This window comes from Leeuwenhoekiella sp. MAR_2009_132 (genome assembly GCF_000687915.1).
In the GTDB taxonomy this organism is placed as follows: domain Bacteria; phylum Bacteroidota; class Bacteroidia; order Flavobacteriales; family Flavobacteriaceae; genus Leeuwenhoekiella.
The window spans coordinates 1,482,687-1,502,622 of the sequence record NZ_JHZY01000004.1 but is presented as its reverse complement, the minus strand read 5'-3'; the positions used below and the strand labels follow the sequence as shown (position 1 = coordinate 1,502,622).

The following is a 19,936-nucleotide window of genomic DNA, read 5'->3' as shown; positions in this document are numbered from 1 at the left end:
CTGGTTCTAAAGATATTGTAAAATTGTTGACAATTCAATGCTCACATTTAAAGGGCGGTCGCATTTTTTTTTATTTTTACGGTATGCATTACTCTACTTACATAAGCGATTTGCTTTACCGTTACGAGTGCGTTATCATTCCCGGGTTTGGGGCATTTTTAGCGCACAAAATTTCTGCATATCACGATGCCGAACAAAATTTATTTTTTCCTCCTAAGAAGCGTATTTCATTCAACGCACAACTGAAGGAAAATGACGGCCTTTTATCAAATTACATCGCAACGGCAGAAAATATAAGTTATACAGAAGCTTTAGGTAAACTTCAAGCTTATGCACACACGCTTGAGACGCGTATACTTAATGGGGAAACTATTTTACTAGATAAAATAGGTACGCTAACCCAGAATGAATCATCACAAATTAAATTTGAACCAGTTTCTGTTACAAATTATCTAACAGAAGCTTTCGGTCTATCTTCTTTTGAGACTAAACCGATAATGCGCGAAGTTCACAAACAGGAAGTAGAAGCTTTAGAAGAGAGAGCACCTATTCACATAACAACTGCACGCCGCAACAATACCTGGTTAAAATATGCTGCTGTGGGAGTTCTTGCCATTGGACTTTCAGGTACATTTGGTTTTTTACATTTTAAAGATATTGCAGATTATAACTTTGCTCAAGAACAAAAAGCAAAGAAGCAGGTTGAAAATACCATACAACACGCAACATTTACGATAGAAAATCCGTTGCCCGCTGTTACTTTAAACGCTTTTAAACCTAAAGGAAGCTATCACATTGTAGCCGGTGCTTTTAGAGTACCTGAGAATGCAGAAAGCCGTGTGAAAGAATTGAGAGAAGCCGGATATAAAGCACGCACTTTAGGCGAAAACAAATATGGTTTACATCAAGTTGTTTACGGAAGTTATACAGACCGTACTGAAGCACTAAACGATTTACGCAAAATACGTACTAACGATAATTCTAATGCCTGGATGCTAATTCAGGAAGTAGATTAACGTTAAAGAAACTATATAATATTGAAAGCCTCCTATTTGGAGGCTTTTTCATTTCTCAATCGCTTTAATTCTTGTTACTTTTGCGCAAAAATTAATCTATGGATACCAAGACGCCTTCACAATCGCGCACAATGCAAACAGATCTTGTTTTACCTAACGAGACTAACCCACTTAATAATATGTTTGGTGGTGAACTGTTAGCGCGTATGGACCGTGTTGCCAGTATTACAGCAAGGCGACATTCTCGCCGAATTGTCGTTACTGCTTCAGTGAACCACGTTGCATTTAACAAGGCTATACCTTTAGGCAGTGTTGTAACCGTAGAAGCGGCTATTTCCCGAGCTTTTAAAACTTCTATGGAAGTTGTTATAGACGTATGGGTTGAAGATCGTGAAAGTGGCTTAAAATCGAAAGCAAACGATGCCATATATACTTTTGTAGCTGTAGATGATACCGGTATGCCAGTACCTATACCCCAAATTAAACCAGAAACCGAAGAAGAGGTCGCTCGATATGATGCAGCTTTACGCAGAAAACAGCTGAGTCTGGTTCTTGCAGGTAAGATGAAAGCTTCAGAAGCCACAGAACTTAAAGCCTTGTTTCAGCAATAAATCTATTGTAATTTCAGCTTCTTTACCTTATATAAAAACCCCTGTTAAGTCTAAGCTTAAGAGGGGTTTTTTATTGATTCTTATAGTTTGAAGAAGCACTTTGCTTACTTTTAAAATTTTACATATTATAAACCCAATCTTCGGGATTTAAACGTTCTGAATCTTTATACACTAAAAACTTTAGGATGGTTTTGCCGTTAAATGAGTTTTCAGCAATTTCTCCCAGTGCTTGTTTTGTAGAAATTTGATCGTTTACTTTAACTTTTAAGTTTTTTAAATTCTGATAAACCGTTAAATAGTTTCCATGGCGAATTAAAACCGTATATCCTCCACCTCGTATTAGTTGTATTTGTTGAACGGTTCCTTTAAACGCTGCACGAGCTATACTACCTGGGGCAGTCTCAATTTCAACACCACTATTGTAAGTTGTGATATTAGGTAGTGTGGGATGTTTTGAGGTACCAAACTTTTTATAAACTCTACCGCGTTCTACAGGCCAGTCCATACGACCTTTATTTGATGCAAAATCACTTGCTAATGCTTTTGCTGCCGGTGTTAATGAGAACGTAGGCATTTTACTCACATTTGTAGCCGCTTCTTTAGTTGGCTCTGCTCCTGTTTCTTTTTTAGAAGCTGCAATTGCCTCTCTAATTAAACGGTCTATCTCACGATCTATTCGGTCTGCAGCCTTTTGCTTGTCTTGTATTTGCGTTACATAAGTAGACTCTTGTTTTCTAATTTTTGAAATCAACTCATCTTGTTGTGCGCGCTCCCCTTCTAATTTCTCCTGTTCAATTTTATTTTGGGCAACCAGCTTTTGTTTTTCTTCTTTTTGTAAGGCTAGTTTCTTATTTGTCTCCTGAAGTAAAGCCGTACGTTCTTTTATCTGATCTCCCTGTTTTTTTCGGTAATTGCTGTATTGCTTCATATACTGCACCCGCTTGTAGGCTTGTAAAAAGCTTTTAGAAGAAAGTAAAAACATGATGCGGCTCTGGCTACTTTTACTTTTGTAAGACTTTTGCACCATACTGGCATAATCGTCTTTCAGTTTTTCTAGTTCGTCTCTTAGCGAGGAGAGTTTGTTTATATTTTGGTTAATTTTTTGCGTCAATAAATTTGCCTGACTATTAGTAACCTTAATAAGATTTTGACGTGTTTTTATTTTAGAATCAAGATCTTCTACCTGACTCAATACGTTAATCTCTTTCTTCTTATTACTTTGACGCAGTTTGCTTAATTCTTCAATCTGACCCATCAACGCTCGTCGTTGTCGCTCAAGCTCTGCCTGCTTGTCGTTTTGAGACCACAATGCAGTGCTTCCTGCAAATAGAAGCGCTACTACTAAACCAAATTTATAAATCTGCTTCAATTGCATTAAAGTTTTATTTCTTTTAATCCCCCGGGAATACTAAACGGAAAACTCACCTCTGTATTAAAATCTACGCCTTTGTACTCGATATCTACAAGGGTTTCTTTGTTCTCCTCCTGAGCACTTATGCTAATTGCTGTAGGGAAATAACCATTTTGCTCCTTTATGTAATCTGCATATTTAATCGTTAAATCTCTTTGTTCTTTAGATTGAGTAAGGCGCTGCTCCTGCAGTGTAAATGCACCTGCATTTAAATAGAAAAATAGGTTAAATAGATTCTGTTGCTGACGCGGTGCTACCAGATAGCGTGTTCCCGTTGCTCCTGCACTAAAACCACCATTACGCAAATCATAGATGGGTTCTCCCAGCAATAAAGCTTCTACCTGCTCATAATTTAATTCGGTGCCTAGTAAATCACTAAGAAGTTTAAAATCACCATCAAAATAAGTTCCGTCAATTTTCTCATAAAACTGAACGCGATCTTTAGTAATCATCGCTTTCGCAAGTGATATGCCCAATACTGAAGCACTCATCCAGATGGTTTCATCTTTTTGCATACGCAAACTTACCGTTACACTTTGTGTACGATCAGGGTCTGAATATTTTATTTTTAATCGTGCAGCAAGGGTTTCAAATTGCGGGTGTGTCTCGTAATGACTTGCTATTATTTTAGCAGAAGCTAAATCATCATTAGTAGCAGCTACTTTTTTCGTTGATTTACATGCGGTAAGACTTACCATCAATAGTACTACAAAACTTTTAAAATATATACGCATCGTGTTAATTCAAATTATTAATTAGCTCGCGATACCTAGTGGCTTTGTTTGCATCTCCCAGCGTAACATAAGCGCGTACCAACTCACTATAAAAATCTGCAAGCATTTTTGAATCTTCAACTATATAGTCTAAACCCATTTCTAAATATTCTGCAGCATTCTTAGATTTACCCAAATTGTTTTGAGCAACTCCATAAACCAAATAAAACAAGGCTTGAGCAGGATATAAGCTTAATGCTTCCTCACTAAGGTTTGCGGCATTTTCAAACTGTTTTGCTTCAAGCTGAAGCATAAGCAAATTGCGCAATACACCTAAATCTGAAGGATTCTTTTTATATGCATTCTCATAATAAGACAATGCCTTGTCGTTTTCTTTATTCTTTAAATAATAAGCTCCTAATTCTTCATTTACATCTGCATCTTCTTCGTTAGAAAATAATGTAATTGCTTGCTCCAGTTCGGGCTCAAACTCAGGATTACGATCTACAAAAATCAAAAAATCATTTAAAACACTGTGTTTTGCCTTCGCTTCAATCTTTGAACTACGCATGACTTTCTCAAGCGAGGCAACCGCTTGTTTGATGGCGCCGCTCTCGAGGTAGTATTTGTACAACGCCATATGTACAATCTCAGCCTTTGGGTTTACTTTTAATAAGCGTTGAGCCGTCTCATAGGCCTGTTGTGTCTTGCCCTGCTCGCTGTAGACGTAAATAAGATTGAGATAATGCTGTTCATTTTTAGGACTAGCAGCTATTTGTTTTAAAAGTGCTTTTTCCTGAACATCACCTCCACTTAATGCTAATGCTTGCTGTCGTATTTGATTGCGATAAGCATCTTTGCCTAGTTTCTCATCAAGCTCATCTATGAGGCCTATAACTTCTTTAAATGAACCCTTACGCAAATAAATACGCGCTAAGTCTTCTTTATATCTAATATCAAATTTTACGAGTTGTTTTACAAGATCTATAGCTTTCTCAAAGTCCTGACGCGCATAATAAACATCATATAGACTAACCATTATATCGCGTTGGTTTGGCTTTAATTGTAGCGCCTTTAAATAATTATTTTCGGCCTCCTGCACATTGCCTAATAATGCTTCATTCTTTCCTTTCTCAAAATAGAGAATGGCTTCTTGCGGTCGTAGTGAGATGCATTTATCTAAAGCAATTATAGCCCGCTCGTAATTTTGAATACCTTTTTGCTTTAAAGCTTCAAAAAAATACTCTTGAAAATCATCTGTTACATCTTCAAGATTGTCAACATTTACGTCTTTTAGGGTAGCAGGCTCCTGCGCTTCCGCCAACGGCGAAAACAAAGAAAACACGAGTAAACACGTAAATAATTTCATTCTATAAAAGCTATATCAATTCTGAATAGTCACCAATACTAATTTCGGTAAAATTACCATTGTATTTGGCGTAATTACCTATCATGGCGTTTTTTAATTGTGCATTTTTAATAGTGCTGAAATTCTGAATTAAACTTTGCTCAATGGTACTGTTTTCAATAACGGTTCCCTTACCTACGGAAACGTTGGGGCCTATTGTTGAATCTTTAATCACCACATCATCACCCAGATATACCGGCGGAATAATTGAAGCGTTCTCTAGTTTTGCTGAAGGAGAAACTAATTTTTGCTCTTCTTTATGCAAAAACTGAAGCATTCTTCCGTTAGTTTCTACCGTTACATTTTTATTACCACAGTCCATCCACTCGTCGATTTTTCCAGGTTTAAAGACATAGCCTTTAGCTTGCATTTGTTTAATACCATCGTTAATCTGGTATTCGCCACCATGCATTAAATTAGCGTCGAGAACAGCTTGCAATTCTTGTTTAAGAACACTGCCCTCTTTGAAATAATAAATACCTATAACGGCTAAATCTGAAACAAATTCTGTAGGTTTTTCTACAAGACCAGTAATTTCTTTGTTTTCATTTAAAGAAACCACACCATAGGCCTGCGGGTTTTTAACCTGCTTTACCCAGATTACACTATCTGCTTCTTTGTCTAACGTAAAATCTGCCCTAAAGAGTGTATCTGCATAAGCAATCACACAAGGGCCGCTCAAAGATTCCTGAGCGCACATAATCGCATGACCTGTTCCCAGCGGTTTATCCTGATAATAAATAGTCCCTTTTGCACCTAGACGTGCAGCAATTTGCTTTAAATTTTCTTCAGTTTCTGAGCCAAAATCTTCTGCAATGACAAAAGCTATTTCTTCAATTTTCTCTTCAAGAACAGCGGCTATATCTTCTACCAGACGTTGTACTATAGGCTTGCCGGCTATTGGAATTAACGGTTTAGGAATTGTTAACGTATGTGGTCTTAGACGAGAACCCCGCCCTGCCATAGGAACTATTATTTTCATTTTTTATTTCTGGTATTTTCCTGTAAAAATTTGTACAAAAGCTCTTCTGGTAAAAAAACTATTGTGTTAATATTTCCGCTTTTGCGGAAAAAAATTATTTGGTTCCGGTACTGCCAAAGCCACCAGCCCCACGAACTGTCTCACTTAGAACATCGACTTCATTCCAGTTTGCACGCTCATGTCTTGCGATAACCAATTGTGCTATGCGCTCCCCGTTTTCTATGGTAAAATCTTCATTTGATAAATTAACGAGAATTACACCTATTTCGCCGCGGTAGTCTGCATCAATAGTTCCCGGCGCATTAAGAACAGTAATTCCGTTTTTTGCAGCCAGACCGCTTCTAGGTCTTACCTGAGCTTCTATTCCTACCGGCAACTCTATAAACAATCCTGTTTTTATAATAGTGCGCTCCAAAGGTTTTAAGGTCACGGGAGTCATAAGTTCTGCTCGTAAATCCATACCTGCAGAGGCTTCAGTCTCGTAATGTGGTAGGGCGTGACTCGATTTATTAATAATATTGATTTGCATAATTTAGTTATTGATTTGTATTTCGGTTTAAAATTCCAACCAGCTCCTTTTTTTCAAGCATAAACACCAGTAAAGCAAAAGCTATTAGAAACCCGAAATTCACAACATAAGATTCTCTTAAGTAATAAAATGAAACCATAGCAATTGTGGTAGCTACAGTAAGATACATCGCAATACGTGTGGTATTGTAAGGTATTCTGTAATGTTTTTGCCCGTAAAAATACGAAATCATCATCATCACACCATAAGCAACCACAGTAGCATAGGCCGAAGCCATAAAACCAATCTCAGGTATTAGTAATAGGTTTAATCCTATCGTTAGCGCTGCTCCTATAATTGAAAAATACATGCCGTATAAGGTCTTATCTGTTAACTTATACCAGACTGCTAGGTTGTGGTAAATACCCAGAAAAAGATTTGCCAAAAGAATGTATGGTACAATTTCCAAGGCCTTAAAATATTCCGCATCACGAATTAGAATATCCTTAAAGAAATCGATAAAACAAACGATAATCATTAAGCCCAAGGCTCCTGCTATCGTAAAGTATTTAAGGATTGTTGCATACGTTGCAGGCGCATTTTTTGAATGGGCGTGATTAAAGAAAAATGGCTCTGCTCCTAACCGAAAAGCCTGTATAAAAATCGTCATAAATACGGCAAGTTTGTAACACCCTGAATACGCACCCATAATCTCCTTATCGAGCATATTTCCAAGGAGCAACTTGTCTAAATTCTCATTAATTACAAATGCCAAACCGGCAACTAAAACCGGCCAACCGTATTGCCATAATTGTTTAAAGAGTTGCCTGTCAAAAATAAGTTTAATGCGGAAAAAGTCTGGAGCGATGAGCAAGAAGGTTACTGCACTTGCAGCAAGATTTGCGATAAATATATATACGAGAATATTTTCGGAATTATACCAGGAAAACTTGAGATCAAAATACGGGATTGCCCAAAGGAAAAAGAGATTGAGCACCACATAAATAGCCAGATTCACTAATTTGATACCTGCGAATCGCAATGCTTTACCTTTAGCTCTCAAATATGCGAAAGGAGCGACAACGAGCGTATCTAATATAGTTAACCCTATCAAATAACCGAAGTATTCACTGCGAAGCTCTAAAGCTTCCGAAATGGGATTTTTAAATACAAATAGGAGTCCGAACGCGACAATTGCTGTAGTGGTTAAAGCAATTAAAACCGTACTATACACCCGATCTTTATTTTCTGATTTCGAAAAAAAGCGGAAAAAAGCGGTTTCCATACCATAGGTAAGGAGAACATTTAGAAAAGCTGCACCAATGTAGAATGAAGTGTTCTCTGCGTAGTTAACAGGATCCAATACATCTGTATGCAAAGGAACCAGTACAATATTCATTATACGAGGCAAAATAGTAGCAAGACCATATACCGCAGTATCCTTTACAAATCGCTTTAATACACTCAAAGAGGTTATTTTTTAAAATTCAAAAGTAGGTTATACACATCAATCTATAAAGGGTGTCCTATTCACCTTTTAAATACTAGTCTTGCGCTCTAATTGGTATCAAAATTAAGCACCTTATACTTATCTACTGCACCTAACAAATAGCTCAATAAAGCCTGAGACTTTTTAATTTCAACGGGTGCCTTTACCGGCAATGATGGGAGTGTATTCTTAGATTCTTGAGACATATCGAGGGATAAAATGCGATCTTCAGAATTCAATTTTAAAGCAGCAAATTGGGCTGAGTAGATACCCGGCGAAGAATGGGTAACCCGAGCTTTTTGATTTTCAAAATACAGATAGTTTAACGTGATTGCAGGATTTAGCGCGTCAACTTTAAAGGTTACTTCAAAACTTTTATCTTCAAAGTCAATTCGTTTTAAATTTTCAACCACAAATTCTTCATTTTCTGAAATTTTACCACTACCGCAAGAACCTGTAGCTAGTGCTATTAGAATAAATATTCCCAATTTTATATGCATAGTAATTTTGTATTAAAAGGGTTACACAATAATTGAAACCTCAATATTTTTAAAAAATTGTACAAATAAAAAAAGCCTTGCAAATGCAAGGCTTTAATATATGAATTTAATCTACTATTAATTGTTTAATGCTTCTGCACCACCTACAATTTCTAAGATTTCATTTGTAATTGCTGCCTGACGCGCTTTGTTATACGTCAACTTAAGCTGATCTCTTAATTCTGTTGCATTATCAGTCGCTTTATGCATTGCTGTCATACGCGCACCATGTTCACTCGCTACAGAGTCTCTAACTGCCTTAAAAAACTGTGTTTTTAAAGCTTTAGGTATTAATTGCTTTACAATTTCTTCTTTTGAAGGCTCAAAAATATAATCTACAGTAGGAGCTTCAACGTTTTCAAATTGCTCTTTTAAAGGTACAATAGGCAAGAATTGTTCTCTGGTAACGATTTGTGTAGCTGCATTTCTAAATGAGTTATATACTAACTCTACTTTATCATACTGCCCATTCACAAATAAATCCATCACCTGTTCTGCAATAACTTCTATATTCTCAAAAGTTAAATCATCGTAAACCGCATTATCATTAGATATGATTTTTGCAGATTTCTTCAAAATATCATTTGCCTTTTTACCTACGGTCAAGAAATGAACTTCTTTCCCAGGGTAAACCGCAAGCTGAATATTTTTTGATTCTTTAACAATGTTTGAGTTAAAAGCACCAGCCAATCCTCTGTTTGATGAGATAGCTACCACAAGTACTTTTTTAACCTCGCGTTCTTCGGCAAAACGGCTACCGCTGTTGCCTTCCATAGAAGCGCTAAGACTTTGTAAAAGTTCGGTTAATTTATCAGAATACGGGCGCATAGCTGTAATAGCATCTTGAGCCCTTTTCAACTTAGCAGCAGACACCATTTTCATAGCGCTGGTAATCTGCATCGTTGAGGATACTGATGAAATCCGGTTACGTATTTCCTTTAAATTTGCCATTCTTTAATTGGTTTTTTCGCTTTGCGAAAAAATTACTTAGTATATCTAGATGAAAGATCTTTTGCTACAGTAGTTAACGTGTCGATAACTTCGTCTGTAAGCTTACCTGCTTTTAAAGTATCAAGCACATCTCTATGCTTAGCATTTAAAAACTCTAAGTAATCTCTCTCAAATTCTTTAACCTTATCGATAGGCACATTACGTAGCAAGTTTTTAGAACCTGCATAGATAATAGCAATCTGATCTTCTACGGTAAACGGAGTATTTTCTCCTTGTTTAAGGATTTCTACGTTACGTTTTCCTTTTTCAATTACACTTAATGTTGCAGAATCTAGATCTGAACCAAACTTTGCAAACGCTTCTAGTTCACGGAAAGCCGCTTGATCGAGTTTTAAGGTTCCTGCAACTTTCTTCATTGATTTAATCTGAGCGTTACCACCTACACGAGATACCGAAATACCTACGTTAATTGCAGGACGTACACCTGAGTTAAATAAATCACCATCTAAGAAAATCTGACCATCTGTAATCGAGATTACGTTTGTAGGTATATACGCCGAAACGTCACCAGCCTGAGTTTCTATAATTGGAAGTGCAGTTAATGAACCACCACCTTTTACGATTGGCTTCAAAGTATCAGGAAGATCGTTCATATTCTTAGCGATATCATCATCTGCAATAATTTTTGCAGCACGCTCTAACAAACGAGAGTGTAAGAAGAAAACGTCTCCAGGATATGCCTCACGTCCCGGTGGACGGCGTAATAAAAGAGACACCTCACGATACGCTACCGCTTGCTTAGATAAATCATCATAAATGATTAGAGCAGGGCGACCTGTATCTCTAAAATATTCACCGATAGATGCACCTGCAAAAGGAGCATATACCTGCATAGTTGCAGGATCTGATGCATTTGCAGCAACAATAGTAGTGTATGCTAGAGCACCTTTTTCTTCAAGTACATTAGCAATGTTTGCTACGGTAGAAGCCTTTTGGCCTATCGCAACATATATACAATATACAGGCTCCCCTGCATCGTAAAATTCTTTTTGATTTAAAATGGTATCAATACAAACGGTAGTTTTACCAGTCTGACGGTCACCAATAACAAGCTCACGTTGACCACGACCTACAGGAATCATTGCATCAATAGACTTTATACCAGTCTGTAATGGCTCTGTTACCGGTTGACGATAAATTACACCAGGAGCTTTACGCTCTAATGGCATCTCATACGTTTCACCTTGTATAGCACCTTTACCATCTATAGGCTGACCTAAGGTGTTCACAACACGACCTACAATACCTTCTCCTACATTTATAGAAGCGATACGTTGCGTGCGTTTTACGATAGCACCTTCTCTAACTTCTTTAGAAGGACCTAAGAGTACAACCCCTACGTTATCTTCTTCTAAGTTCAATACAATACCTTCAAGACCTCCGTCAAATTCAACGAGTTCTCCGTATTGTGCGTTAGAAAGACCGTAAACACGGGCAATACCATCACCTACGGTAAGTACTGTTCCTACCTCATCTAATGAAGCTGATGCTTCAAAGCCTGAAAGTTGTTTCTTTAAAATTGTTGAAACTTCAGCTGGTTTTACTTCTGCCATTTTGTTTGATATCTAATAAGCCTCAATTTAACTCAAGACTTAGTTGTAATTATAAACGTTTACTAAACTCTTTTTGTATTTTATCTAATTGATTTGCAACCGTTGCATCGTATTGCACATCACCTACTCTCAATATAAATCCTCCTATTAAATTAGAATCTATATGATGTTCTAAGGTTACTTCTTTACCATCTGTAATCTCTTTAACCTTTGCAAGAACTTTTGCTTCTAATGAGGCGTCAAGTTCTACCGCAGTTGTTAAATGAGCTACTACAATACCCTTAGATTTATTATAAATGTCAACATAGCTTGAAGCCACGTCTCCTAAAATTGCAGTTCTTTTTTTATCAACAAGCAATTCTATAAGACTTATTGTACTCAAGTCATATCCATTAAAAATTGCAAGTAATGAAGCGCGCTTATCATCAGATTTTATAACCGGACTTTTAAGTACATTTCTTAATTCTTTACTTGCGTTGAGGGTCGCCTCAATAGATTTCATATTACCAAAAACAACTTCAGCAGTACCCTTTTCACGGGCCTGTTCTAAAATTGCTTTTGCATAACGTATTGCTGCTCTTGAAGACATGAACTACTTTTTTTATTAATTAAGGGTAGCGTCTTGCAGCATCTTATCTACATACTGCATTTGTTTACTTTTGTCTGAAAGCTCTTCTTTCACCACTTTTTCTGCGATCTGTAAAGAAAGTTCTGCAACCTGACTTTTTAATTCGGCAACAGCAGCGCGCTTTTCTGCAGCGATAGCTTCCTGAGCCTGAAGAATAATCTTGTCTGCCTGAGATTTAGCATCACCTTCTGCTTCAGCGATCATTTTTGCTCTAATCTCACGAGCTTCCTTAAGCATACCATCGCGCTCTTCACGTGCTTGCTGTAATGCTCTTTCATTGTCTGCCTGAAGATTTTGCATATCTATGCGAGCCTTTTCAGCAGCTTCTAACGCACCTTGAATACCTTCTTCACGATCATCTAATGATTTAAGAATAGGTTTCCAGGCAAATTTTACCATTAGTAAAATAAGCACTAACAATAAGACTGTTTGCATTATAAACAGTCCCGGAGAAAAGTCATTTAATAATTGATCCATAACGTGACCTTGTTTATTGTTTGTTTAATTAAAACTCATTTCCTGCAACCAACCGTTACAGGAGAATGAGTTTTGATTTTTATTTGGATTATTTTCCTAAGAAAAGTGCACCAAATGCTAAACCTTCTAAAAGTGCAGCGATAATAATCATTGCAGTTTGGATTTTACCGGCAGCTTCTGGCTGACGAGCGATACCTTCCATAGCGCTACCACCAATTTTACCTAAACCAATACCAGCACCTAATACGATTAAACCAGCACCTACTAAATTTGGAACCATTGCTTCCATAATTAAAAAATATATAAATAATTAAACAAAAATTAATTTTAAATAAAGTCTGCTCTTATATCTTCTGCATCAACCTTATCGTGACCCTTTGCATCGTGCGCGTGGTCATGATCGTGATCGTGTTCTGCAACAGCCATCCCAATAAATAAAGCGGAAAGCATGGTGAAGATATAGGCTTGTAGAAATGCAACAAGCACTTCTATTAATGTTATAAATAAGGATAATACAAACGATAAAAGTGTTGATCCCGCAGGTGTCAATTCTCCCTTAAGGGTTATCATAATTGCAATAAGGCTCATGATTACAATATGTCCCGCAGAGATGTTTGCAAAAAGTCGAACTAATAATGAAAATGGTTTTATTATGAACGCTCCCACTAACTCGATTACTGCTAAGACAGGACGTATTAGATACGGTACTCCCGGCATCCACAAGATGTGCATCCAGTAATCTTTATTACCACTAAAAGTGTAAATTATTAAGGTGAATATCGCAAGAGCTGCAGTTACTGCTAATTGCCCTGTAACGTTAAATCCAAAAGGAGTTAATCCTAAAAGGTTCAAAATCCAGATAAAAAAGAAAACCGTTAATAAAAATCCTGTGAATTTTCGATATTTCTTTTCTCCAATGTTTGGTCTTGCTAACTCGTCTCGTACATAAATTACTAGAGGTTCTAACACTCTTCCAAAACCTTTTGGAATTGTTCTTTTCTTGTATTGACGGGCTAAAGATGAAAACCAGATAAGCATAAGCAAACCTATTACCAAAATACCTACAACACTTTTTGTGATTGATAAGTCTAAAGGCATATGTGCATTTACAGGATGATGATCTTCACCCATCTCGACTGCAGTTGCTCCTTCTTCCAGCTCATAAATTTTATCGTGAAGATTTACAAAACGGCTCCCGCCTGCTTCAACAATAACCTCACCATTAATATCATGATGAAAAGCTGATGACATAAATGCTGCAGGCCCATTAGATCCCCATACAATTACAGGTAATGGTAAACCTACAGAATGACGCACACCATCATCTCCCGTATAAGAATACAAATGAAAATCGTGAGAATCTTTTATGTGATGTTGAATATACTCATCTATCTCTTCCTGAGTGTCTAAAGTACCAGCATCATTACTTTCTGCAACGCTGTGTTCCTGAGCCGTGGCCGCGTTTCCAATAGTTAGAAACATCAAAACGGTTAAAAATTGGATAGGTAATTTTGCTATCTTCATTATTATAATTTCAAAAATAAGGCTTGCTAAAATTTGCTGCAAAACTAAACATTTTATTCAGAATAAGAATCATTTTAAAATAAATATACCGCTAAGCGTTTCTATTTAAGATTTTTGTAATCACTATCACCTCATAAAACAGGTAAATAAATATGGGTATCAGCAAACTAAGGCTGTCTGGTTTTGTTAAAATTATATCTGAAAACAAGATGTTATTAAACACTAAACAGAACAATCCTATTTTACCAACCATCGTTGCAAGGTAAATGAAGCCCAATTGCTCTGCAAAACGCTTTGAGAAAGTTGCGAGAATCTCAAAACTTCCACAAATAATTAAAGTTGCTATAGCTTGAAACAAATAAATATGTAACAATGAAAAAGGATGCGATAGGTCATTAGTTTCGATAATATAGCTATGTAAAAAGTATCCTAGAAAAAATAGAACTGCTATAATTACAAAATAGTTAAGTAGACGCTTTATAAGCATTATTTATTAAGTTGTTTTACTCCTCTTATAACGATATACATCGAAAGAAATACGGCAAGTAAAGTGATTGTAGATTCTAAATAGGTGGTTTCAAATTTTTTGTCTAACCAGCCGCCAAAGAGGTTTCCCAGGAATATGGTTCCTCCCATTTGTATGGCTATGGTAGAAAACCTTGCCCAGGTACTAAGCTGATTTTCCGGCTTCTTTTCTGACATCGCTAGTTAAGTTTTTTACTCCATTACCCATCACACAACTTGCATTAAAACCGGCGCCCGGTTCTACTGCCAATCTTCCGGTTGCAACTTCCCCATTAATCACCGCACTGGCTCTTAAGTTTAAAAGTTCGTCTACCTTTAATATCCCCTCTACAGTACCTTCTACGTCTGCTTCTTTACAAATAAGCGTTCCTTTTAAAAGACCATTTTTTCCTATAACTACTTTGCCGGTACTCTCCATCTTTCCTTCAAGAGTGCCATCTAACCTGAAGTCTCCCTGAGATTTTACATCTCCTATGATAGACGTACCATCACTTATTCTATTTTGTTTGCTTCCCTGGTCTAAATTGTTAGCTACTTTGTCTTTTCTCATAATACTATTCAACTTCTCGATTTTTATAAGCTTCTAAATTCTTGTGTATTTGTACGATTCTATAATTGTCTGTACTTATTAAAACAGGTTCTCTTGTTAAAGTTGACGGCTCTACCTCTTTCAGTTTTTCAGCAAAAAATAAGGCTTCAACAGTGTTTTTAAAACCATGTACTACCAGGAAACTCGTGGCTGCATCGTAAACATCTGCAGAGGCTGTAATTGTCTCAGGAGCTTCCTCTTTTAAATATGCCGTAAGTGTATCTTCTGTATTCTTCATTAAGTCTTTTTCAGAAGTATTAAAAACATACAGTAACTTAAAACTTAATGCTTTTGAGTCTGCTACAAACTCATCACTTTTTAACTGAGGTAATGCTTTATCTATGAGCTCTTTTGCTCGTTTACCTTCTTCCTGATTGGGGTAATTAAGCGCTACATAGTTTAAAGCTTCTTCATAGGCTTCAAAACCTTTGTACCTCCCAATTGCTGTAGCTTTCAGCAATTCAAATTTAGGGACAAAAGCATCGCCTGCAAACTCATCAATATATCTGTCTGAATTTAAAAGTACAGTCTCATACTCTTGATTTTCAAACATTCTATACAATTTGTTATACAGCACTTCTGGGCTATCTTCATCCTGAGTAAGCGCTTTTTCAGGATTTTTTATAATACTTGCATAACGCGTGTCTGCATAGTTTATCAAGATATCATTTTTAAATTTATCTCTGTTAAACGCATCATTTTGATCTAAATACAATTGATACAAATTATATTTTGCCGGTAAAACAAGTCGTTCTTCAGGATTATTATTTAATAAGGTCTCAAGACGCTGTATGGCAAGCTGCGGTTCTTTTAGTTTTTCTTTATAAATAAGACCTAACTGATAATACGCAAAATTGCGCGCCGTAGAAATACTGTCTATGACCGGTTTTTCTGATGGAATTTTAGACAGATAAGTTTTTACGTTATAAAGTCCGTTTTCTGAGGTTTCCAGCAGGTCTTTAGAGCCGGAAGCTGTGCTTTGTTCCTGAAAGGCTCCCTGCTTGTTAGAAATGCGCCAGTTATCTTCATTAGGCCTGCTACCCCAACGCGATTTAAAATCTAATTTGCCCTGTGCAATTTGAACCGGATTGTAAAAATAAAAGGTGCTCCCTGCAGGTGGCTGATTACTGGCATCAGCAACAAAAAATTCATTATTTGCAATCGTAGCTTCAGCAATTGCTGCTGCGACAGAATCTTTTGCACGTTCTTCTTTTAACTGAGTAATATATTCCTCAAAGTAAGTGTTCCGCTCTGCGGAACTCATATTTACTAATTTTAAAATACTATCGTTGCGTTTTGAAATACCCTCATATAAAATTACATCGTTGAGATTAGTTCGTTTTTTATTTATGTCTCTAAACTCTCTCGATTTTTCGGGTATAAACGCTAAAGTACTGTCATAATAAGCCCCTGCAGCGAGGTAGTCTGAATTATCAAAATTGAGTTCTCCCAGACTTAGGTAGTTTCTAGAAACGAGAAATTTATCTGCACTCTTAGATGCAAGGGATTTATTAAAATAGGCAACAGCCGAATCTTGCCTACCTACATTCTGGTAAAATTGAGCAAATTGATAATTTATAATATCTAAATAAGGCCTGTTTTCTCTATTGTTCTCAAGATCTGTCAGGAGTTCAAAAAGTTGCTCCTGATCTTGAGTCTCATAATCAAAATTTGCAATTTTATTTACATAGGCATTAATCATATAACGCCGCGGTGATTTGCGGTTTAGCGCGATGACCTTATCATAGTTTGCATTTGCCAGTTGTGGCTGATCTATTAAATCGTATAACTGGCCTTTAATGAAATAGTACCTGCCTTTTTCTTCATTTTTACGCGTTAAAAAGGCTGCCTTCTCTATGTAAACAAGTGCGCTATCTATACGATTTTCAGTGATGTACCCCTGTGCCAACATAGCTGAAGCGTCTGCATAATCCTGTGCGTCTAGCTTTTTTTCTTCCTCTAGAAGTTTGTGTAGCCGCTCAATTGCAATTTTTGTATTATCTAACCGAAGGTTTGTTTTTTCTTTCCAGATTTTTGCCTGTGCGATGTTATTACTGGCGGGATAATAAGCGAGAATATAATTAAATGCCTCAAGTGCGCGCACAAAACGCATATCGTAGTAGCGTGATTTTCCTAAAAGCATAAACGCCTCGTCCATTTGCGGATTACGCTCTGTGCCATTAATCTGCATACTGTGCTTTTGTATGGCTTTTATAGCTTTTTCTTCGGAAAGTTTAAAACTGGGGTCAATAGCATCGCCGGGTAAAGGCACAAACTCCGGATTTTCTAAACGCTCTACAGGCAAAATTGCCCAAAAATTATCTTGATAATTGTCTATAAGCGCATCACGACCCTGCTCAAAGGCTTGTCTACCATTAAACAACGTGTTATATTCTGTAGTAAGTGCGTGAAAATTTCTGCTTAGAAATTTATCTTTCTTACGGGAGCATCCCATAAGAACTCCCACTAGCACCGCTAAGATGAGTATTTTTTGTACCTGAGTTTGCAAATCTAATTAAGTATAAAGCAATAACTGCAAAGTAGCAAAATTAGTATGAACGGGTTAAAGTGGTGTTGAAATAATTTAAAGAGTCAAAATCAATGAGTGCAATAATGATTAAATCTATATCAAACAATTACAGCATTATCGTCCTCCTTACTAAAATAGGCTTCCAATTCCTTAAGCGTTGCTTCAGAGGTTTTGATATCTTTAACCACACTTCCTTTTTCAAGAACCACGATGCGCTCGCAAACTTCGGTTACGTGAATGAGGTCGTGACTAGATACTAAAACGGTGATATCTGTATCTGCAGCCAGTTTTTTAATAATACCTTTCAGTCTAAATTGTGTGGTAGGGTCAAGGTTGGCAAAAGGTTCATCGAGGATGATTACATCTGGCGAACCTATCAAAGTTGCTACAATACCTACTTTCTTTTGATTACCTTTAGAAAGATCGCGCAGATACTTGCGCTTGTTAAGGATCTCATCATTAAAAAAGTCGGCAAAACCAGCGAGTAATGCATCAACATCGGCTTTGTTTTGTCCACGCAATTCTCCAATAAAATAGAAGTATTCTTCCGCAGTTAAATAGCCTATTAGAAAACTCTCATCAATAAATGAAGCCGTGTGTGATTTCCAGGCTTCGCTTTCATTTACTTTACTTTCTCCATTTTGAATGTAGCCGGTAGTAGGTTGTATCAAATCAAGTAATGCGCTAAACAAGGTCGTTTTGCCGGCTCCGTTATTACCCACCAGGCCAAAAGCTTCTCCTTTAGGAATACTGAGTTCGTCAATTTTTAATACGGTTACCCCGTTGTACGTTTTTGTTAAATCGTGAATATGTATCATAATTCTAAATTTCTTGGTAGTTACTATAACATCACTCCCTTTGAGAGTAATTAAAAAATATCTTAATTTTTCTGCTTGTAAGCCGCAATGGTCTTGTATTTTTCGGCTTTATAAACCTCTTCTATTTTTCTGAACATATAATCTCTAAAAGCAAAACCGGCAAGACCGGCAAGTGCCACTAAAGCATAGCCAAAAACAGGTCCTAGTGTAAAATGACCTAGTGCATACAGCGCTATGGGAAGTAATAATTTTGGCATCGTAATCAATAATGTTTTTACGTTAAAAGACGAACTATCACCAAATGCTTTTTTATTACTCGTTAAATCTATAGGCGTTTTTATATAAGCGCCTCCCAGTAAAACTACGTGACCGTTTACTCCCATATTAAAAATACCGCCCACCAGTATTGCTGCATACGCTTCCCAACCAAAATAGAGATAAAATGCACCCAGTACAGTAGAAATTGCTGTAGCAATAACCACTAACATCCATTTTGACTTTAAATATTCCTGGTATTTTATATTCTGCGTCATCATTAAGGGATAATACGAACTATCCCAACTTGGTACAAACTGACCAAAACTGAACATAAACCCGCCAGAAACAAAAATTCCCGCAAAAATCTTCATAAAAGGGTTGTCATAACTCTCGATACCGCCAGAGAAAAATAACAGACCGTAGAACAGGAAAACAACACTCATGATAATCGTCGTACGTGAGCGCTTGTTTCGCTTAATAAGTTTAATATCATTTTTAAGAAAAACTGCTGTTTTACCAAAACGGTCTAACCAGTCCAAATTTTCGGTAGAAGCTGCCTGTGCTTTTGTTGCCAAACCAGCATCTAAATATAAACGTTTTAGAAAATAATTATGGGCAAACCTATATAAGAGAAATGCCAAAAGTAGCGGGATAATAAATAACCACAAATACTCAAATAAACCTTGAAAAAAGATGCCGGTATAAGCGGTTATATCAAAAATCTCATAATACTGAAGCGCGCCAAAAGCAGCAATTACAGTTCCTAAACCCACTACGAGTGCAAGCGCATCATTCAGAAATACATTGATAAAATTATTTAAGTAAATCATCCCTAACATTCCCAAATGCCAGGTAATCACGTGTAGCGGATCATACCCCTGTACCACTAAAACAATGCTAAAAGGAATAAAGAAAAATGCGTGAATTATATTAAAAAAGGAAAGCATGGTTTTACCCATCGCAAAATCTACAATCTTTGCCTTTTTAAAGGGAAGCAACAGCAACGGTTTAATATTTACCACCGGCATTTTTTGTAAGAAATACTTAATCATGAGATCTACTACCACATAGTAAATCATAAAGCTATTGAGTGTTTCTAAGGGTTCAAAACCTGCCTTTTCTAATCCGAAATAAGCTCCTACACCCGCAAGTGTAAAGATCCCAATAAAATAAAGCGCACCCAGCGCCATAAATATTTTCAGAATAATATTAGTCTGGAACGCTGCTGATCTAAAAAAGCTTTTCCATTCTAGATTTATAAAGTGTTTAATCATCACTATTCATTTTTTGGCTAGTAGTCATACCATTAGTGTGAAAATTATAAAAATGTTACGCCTCATAACCAA

The 19,936-nt window shown here is 36.7% G+C and carries 21 protein-coding genes; 2 read left to right on the top strand and 19 right to left on the bottom strand.

What is annotated here, in order from left to right; all coding sequences use genetic code 11:
* The first annotated feature begins 83 nt into the window (after positions 1-83).
* Positions 84-1,016, top strand: coding sequence for an SPOR domain-containing protein (locus P164_RS14965; RefSeq protein WP_028377142.1), 933 nt, complete (start codon positions 84-86; stop codon positions 1,014-1,016).
* A gap of 98 nt (positions 1,017-1,114) precedes the next feature.
* Positions 1,115-1,627 carry an acyl-CoA thioesterase gene (locus tag P164_RS14960; RefSeq protein WP_028377141.1) on the top strand — a complete coding sequence of 171 codons (513 nt, stop codon included), beginning with the start codon at positions 1,115-1,117 and terminating at the stop codon, positions 1,625-1,627.
* Positions 1,628-1,745: 118 nt separating this feature from the next.
* Here P164_RS14960 and P164_RS14955 read toward each other — a convergent pair whose 3' ends face one another.
* The 19 genes from P164_RS14955 to P164_RS14865 form a co-directional block, all read right to left on the bottom strand.
* Entirely contained in the window at positions 1,746-3,002 is a 1,257-nt protein-coding gene (locus P164_RS14955) for a murein hydrolase activator EnvC family protein (protein WP_028377140.1), read from the bottom strand.
* Positions 3,002-3,772 carry a DUF4292 domain-containing protein gene (locus P164_RS14950; protein ID WP_028377139.1) on the bottom strand — a complete coding sequence of 257 codons (771 nt, stop codon included), beginning with the start codon at positions 3,770-3,772 and terminating at the stop codon, positions 3,002-3,004. Before P164_RS14950 ends, P164_RS14955 begins: the two co-directional genes overlap by 1 nt.
* 4 nt (positions 3,773-3,776) lie before the next feature.
* Positions 3,777-5,120, bottom strand: coding sequence for a tetratricopeptide repeat protein (locus tag P164_RS14945; protein WP_028377138.1), 1,344 nt, complete (start codon positions 5,118-5,120; stop codon positions 3,777-3,779).
* Between the two features lie 10 nt (positions 5,121-5,130).
* Positions 5,131-6,141, bottom strand: coding sequence for a sugar phosphate nucleotidyltransferase (locus tag P164_RS14940; RefSeq protein ID WP_028377137.1), 1,011 nt, complete (start codon positions 6,139-6,141; stop codon positions 5,131-5,133).
* 94 nt (positions 6,142-6,235) lie between these two features.
* Positions 6,236-6,670 carry a dUTP diphosphatase gene (dut, locus tag P164_RS14935; protein WP_028377136.1) on the bottom strand — a complete coding sequence of 145 codons (435 nt, stop codon included), beginning with the start codon at positions 6,668-6,670 and terminating at the stop codon, positions 6,236-6,238.
* 7 nt (positions 6,671-6,677) lie between these two features.
* Positions 6,678-8,117 carry an oligosaccharide flippase family protein gene (locus P164_RS14930; RefSeq protein ID WP_028377135.1) on the bottom strand — a complete coding sequence of 480 codons (1,440 nt, stop codon included), beginning with the start codon at positions 8,115-8,117 and terminating at the stop codon, positions 6,678-6,680.
* Positions 8,118-8,206: 89 nt separating this feature from the next.
* Positions 8,207-8,638 carry a hypothetical protein gene (locus tag P164_RS14925; protein ID WP_028377134.1) on the bottom strand — a complete coding sequence of 144 codons (432 nt, stop codon included), beginning with the start codon at positions 8,636-8,638 and terminating at the stop codon, positions 8,207-8,209.
* Between the two features lie 117 nt (positions 8,639-8,755).
* Positions 8,756-9,628: an ATP synthase F1 subunit gamma gene (gene atpG, locus P164_RS14920; RefSeq protein ID WP_028377133.1), complete on the bottom strand. Its 873-nt coding sequence runs from the start codon at positions 9,626-9,628 to the stop codon at positions 8,756-8,758.
* A gap of 32 nt (positions 9,629-9,660) precedes the next feature.
* Positions 9,661-11,241, bottom strand: a complete 1,581-nt coding sequence (gene atpA, locus P164_RS14915) for a F0F1 ATP synthase subunit alpha (RefSeq protein ID WP_028377132.1) — start codon at positions 11,239-11,241, stop codon at positions 9,661-9,663.
* Positions 11,242-11,290: 49 nt separating this feature from the next.
* The gene (gene atpH / locus P164_RS14910; protein WP_028377131.1) at positions 11,291-11,830 is read right to left on the bottom strand and encodes an ATP synthase F1 subunit delta; all 540 of its coding nucleotides are present in this window, start codon (positions 11,828-11,830) and stop codon (positions 11,291-11,293) included.
* A gap of 15 nt (positions 11,831-11,845) precedes the next feature.
* Positions 11,846-12,346 (bottom strand): F0F1 ATP synthase subunit B, encoded by a 501-nt coding sequence (locus P164_RS14905; RefSeq protein ID WP_028377130.1) that lies wholly within the window; start codon positions 12,344-12,346, stop codon positions 11,846-11,848.
* An 88-nt stretch (positions 12,347-12,434) separates the two neighbouring features.
* On the bottom strand, positions 12,435-12,635 hold the full coding sequence (gene atpE / locus P164_RS14900) for an ATP synthase F0 subunit C (protein WP_199907794.1): 201 nt from the start codon (positions 12,633-12,635) through the stop codon (positions 12,435-12,437).
* Positions 12,636-12,673: 38 nt separating this feature from the next.
* Complete coding sequence (gene atpB / locus P164_RS14895; RefSeq protein WP_028377128.1) at positions 12,674-13,870, bottom strand: F0F1 ATP synthase subunit A; 1,197 nt, start codon at positions 13,868-13,870, stop codon at positions 12,674-12,676.
* Positions 13,871-13,961: 91 nt separating this feature from the next.
* Positions 13,962-14,357, bottom strand: a complete 396-nt coding sequence (locus P164_RS19200; protein ID WP_035899890.1) for a DUF6168 family protein — start codon at positions 14,355-14,357, stop codon at positions 13,962-13,964.
* Positions 14,357-14,572, bottom strand: a complete 216-nt coding sequence (locus P164_RS14885; protein ID WP_028377126.1) for an AtpZ/AtpI family protein — start codon at positions 14,570-14,572, stop codon at positions 14,357-14,359. The genes P164_RS19200 and P164_RS14885 overlap by 1 nt, the downstream gene beginning before the upstream one ends.
* Entirely contained in the window at positions 14,541-14,945 is a 405-nt protein-coding gene (locus P164_RS14880; RefSeq protein WP_028377125.1) for a polymer-forming cytoskeletal protein, read from the bottom strand. The genes P164_RS14885 and P164_RS14880 overlap by 32 nt, the downstream gene beginning before the upstream one ends.
* A gap of 4 nt (positions 14,946-14,949) precedes the next feature.
* Positions 14,950-17,493: a tetratricopeptide repeat protein gene (locus tag P164_RS14875; RefSeq protein ID WP_125411783.1), complete on the bottom strand. Its 2,544-nt coding sequence runs from the start codon at positions 17,491-17,493 to the stop codon at positions 14,950-14,952.
* A gap of 119 nt (positions 17,494-17,612) precedes the next feature.
* The gene (locus P164_RS14870) at positions 17,613-18,332 is read right to left on the bottom strand and encodes an ABC transporter ATP-binding protein (RefSeq protein ID WP_028377123.1); all 720 of its coding nucleotides are present in this window, start codon (positions 18,330-18,332) and stop codon (positions 17,613-17,615) included.
* Positions 18,333-18,394: 62 nt separating this feature from the next.
* On the bottom strand, positions 18,395-19,864 hold the full coding sequence (locus P164_RS14865) for a DUF5687 family protein (RefSeq protein WP_028377122.1): 1,470 nt from the start codon (positions 19,862-19,864) through the stop codon (positions 18,395-18,397).
* Between the last annotated feature and the right edge of the window lie 72 nt (positions 19,865-19,936).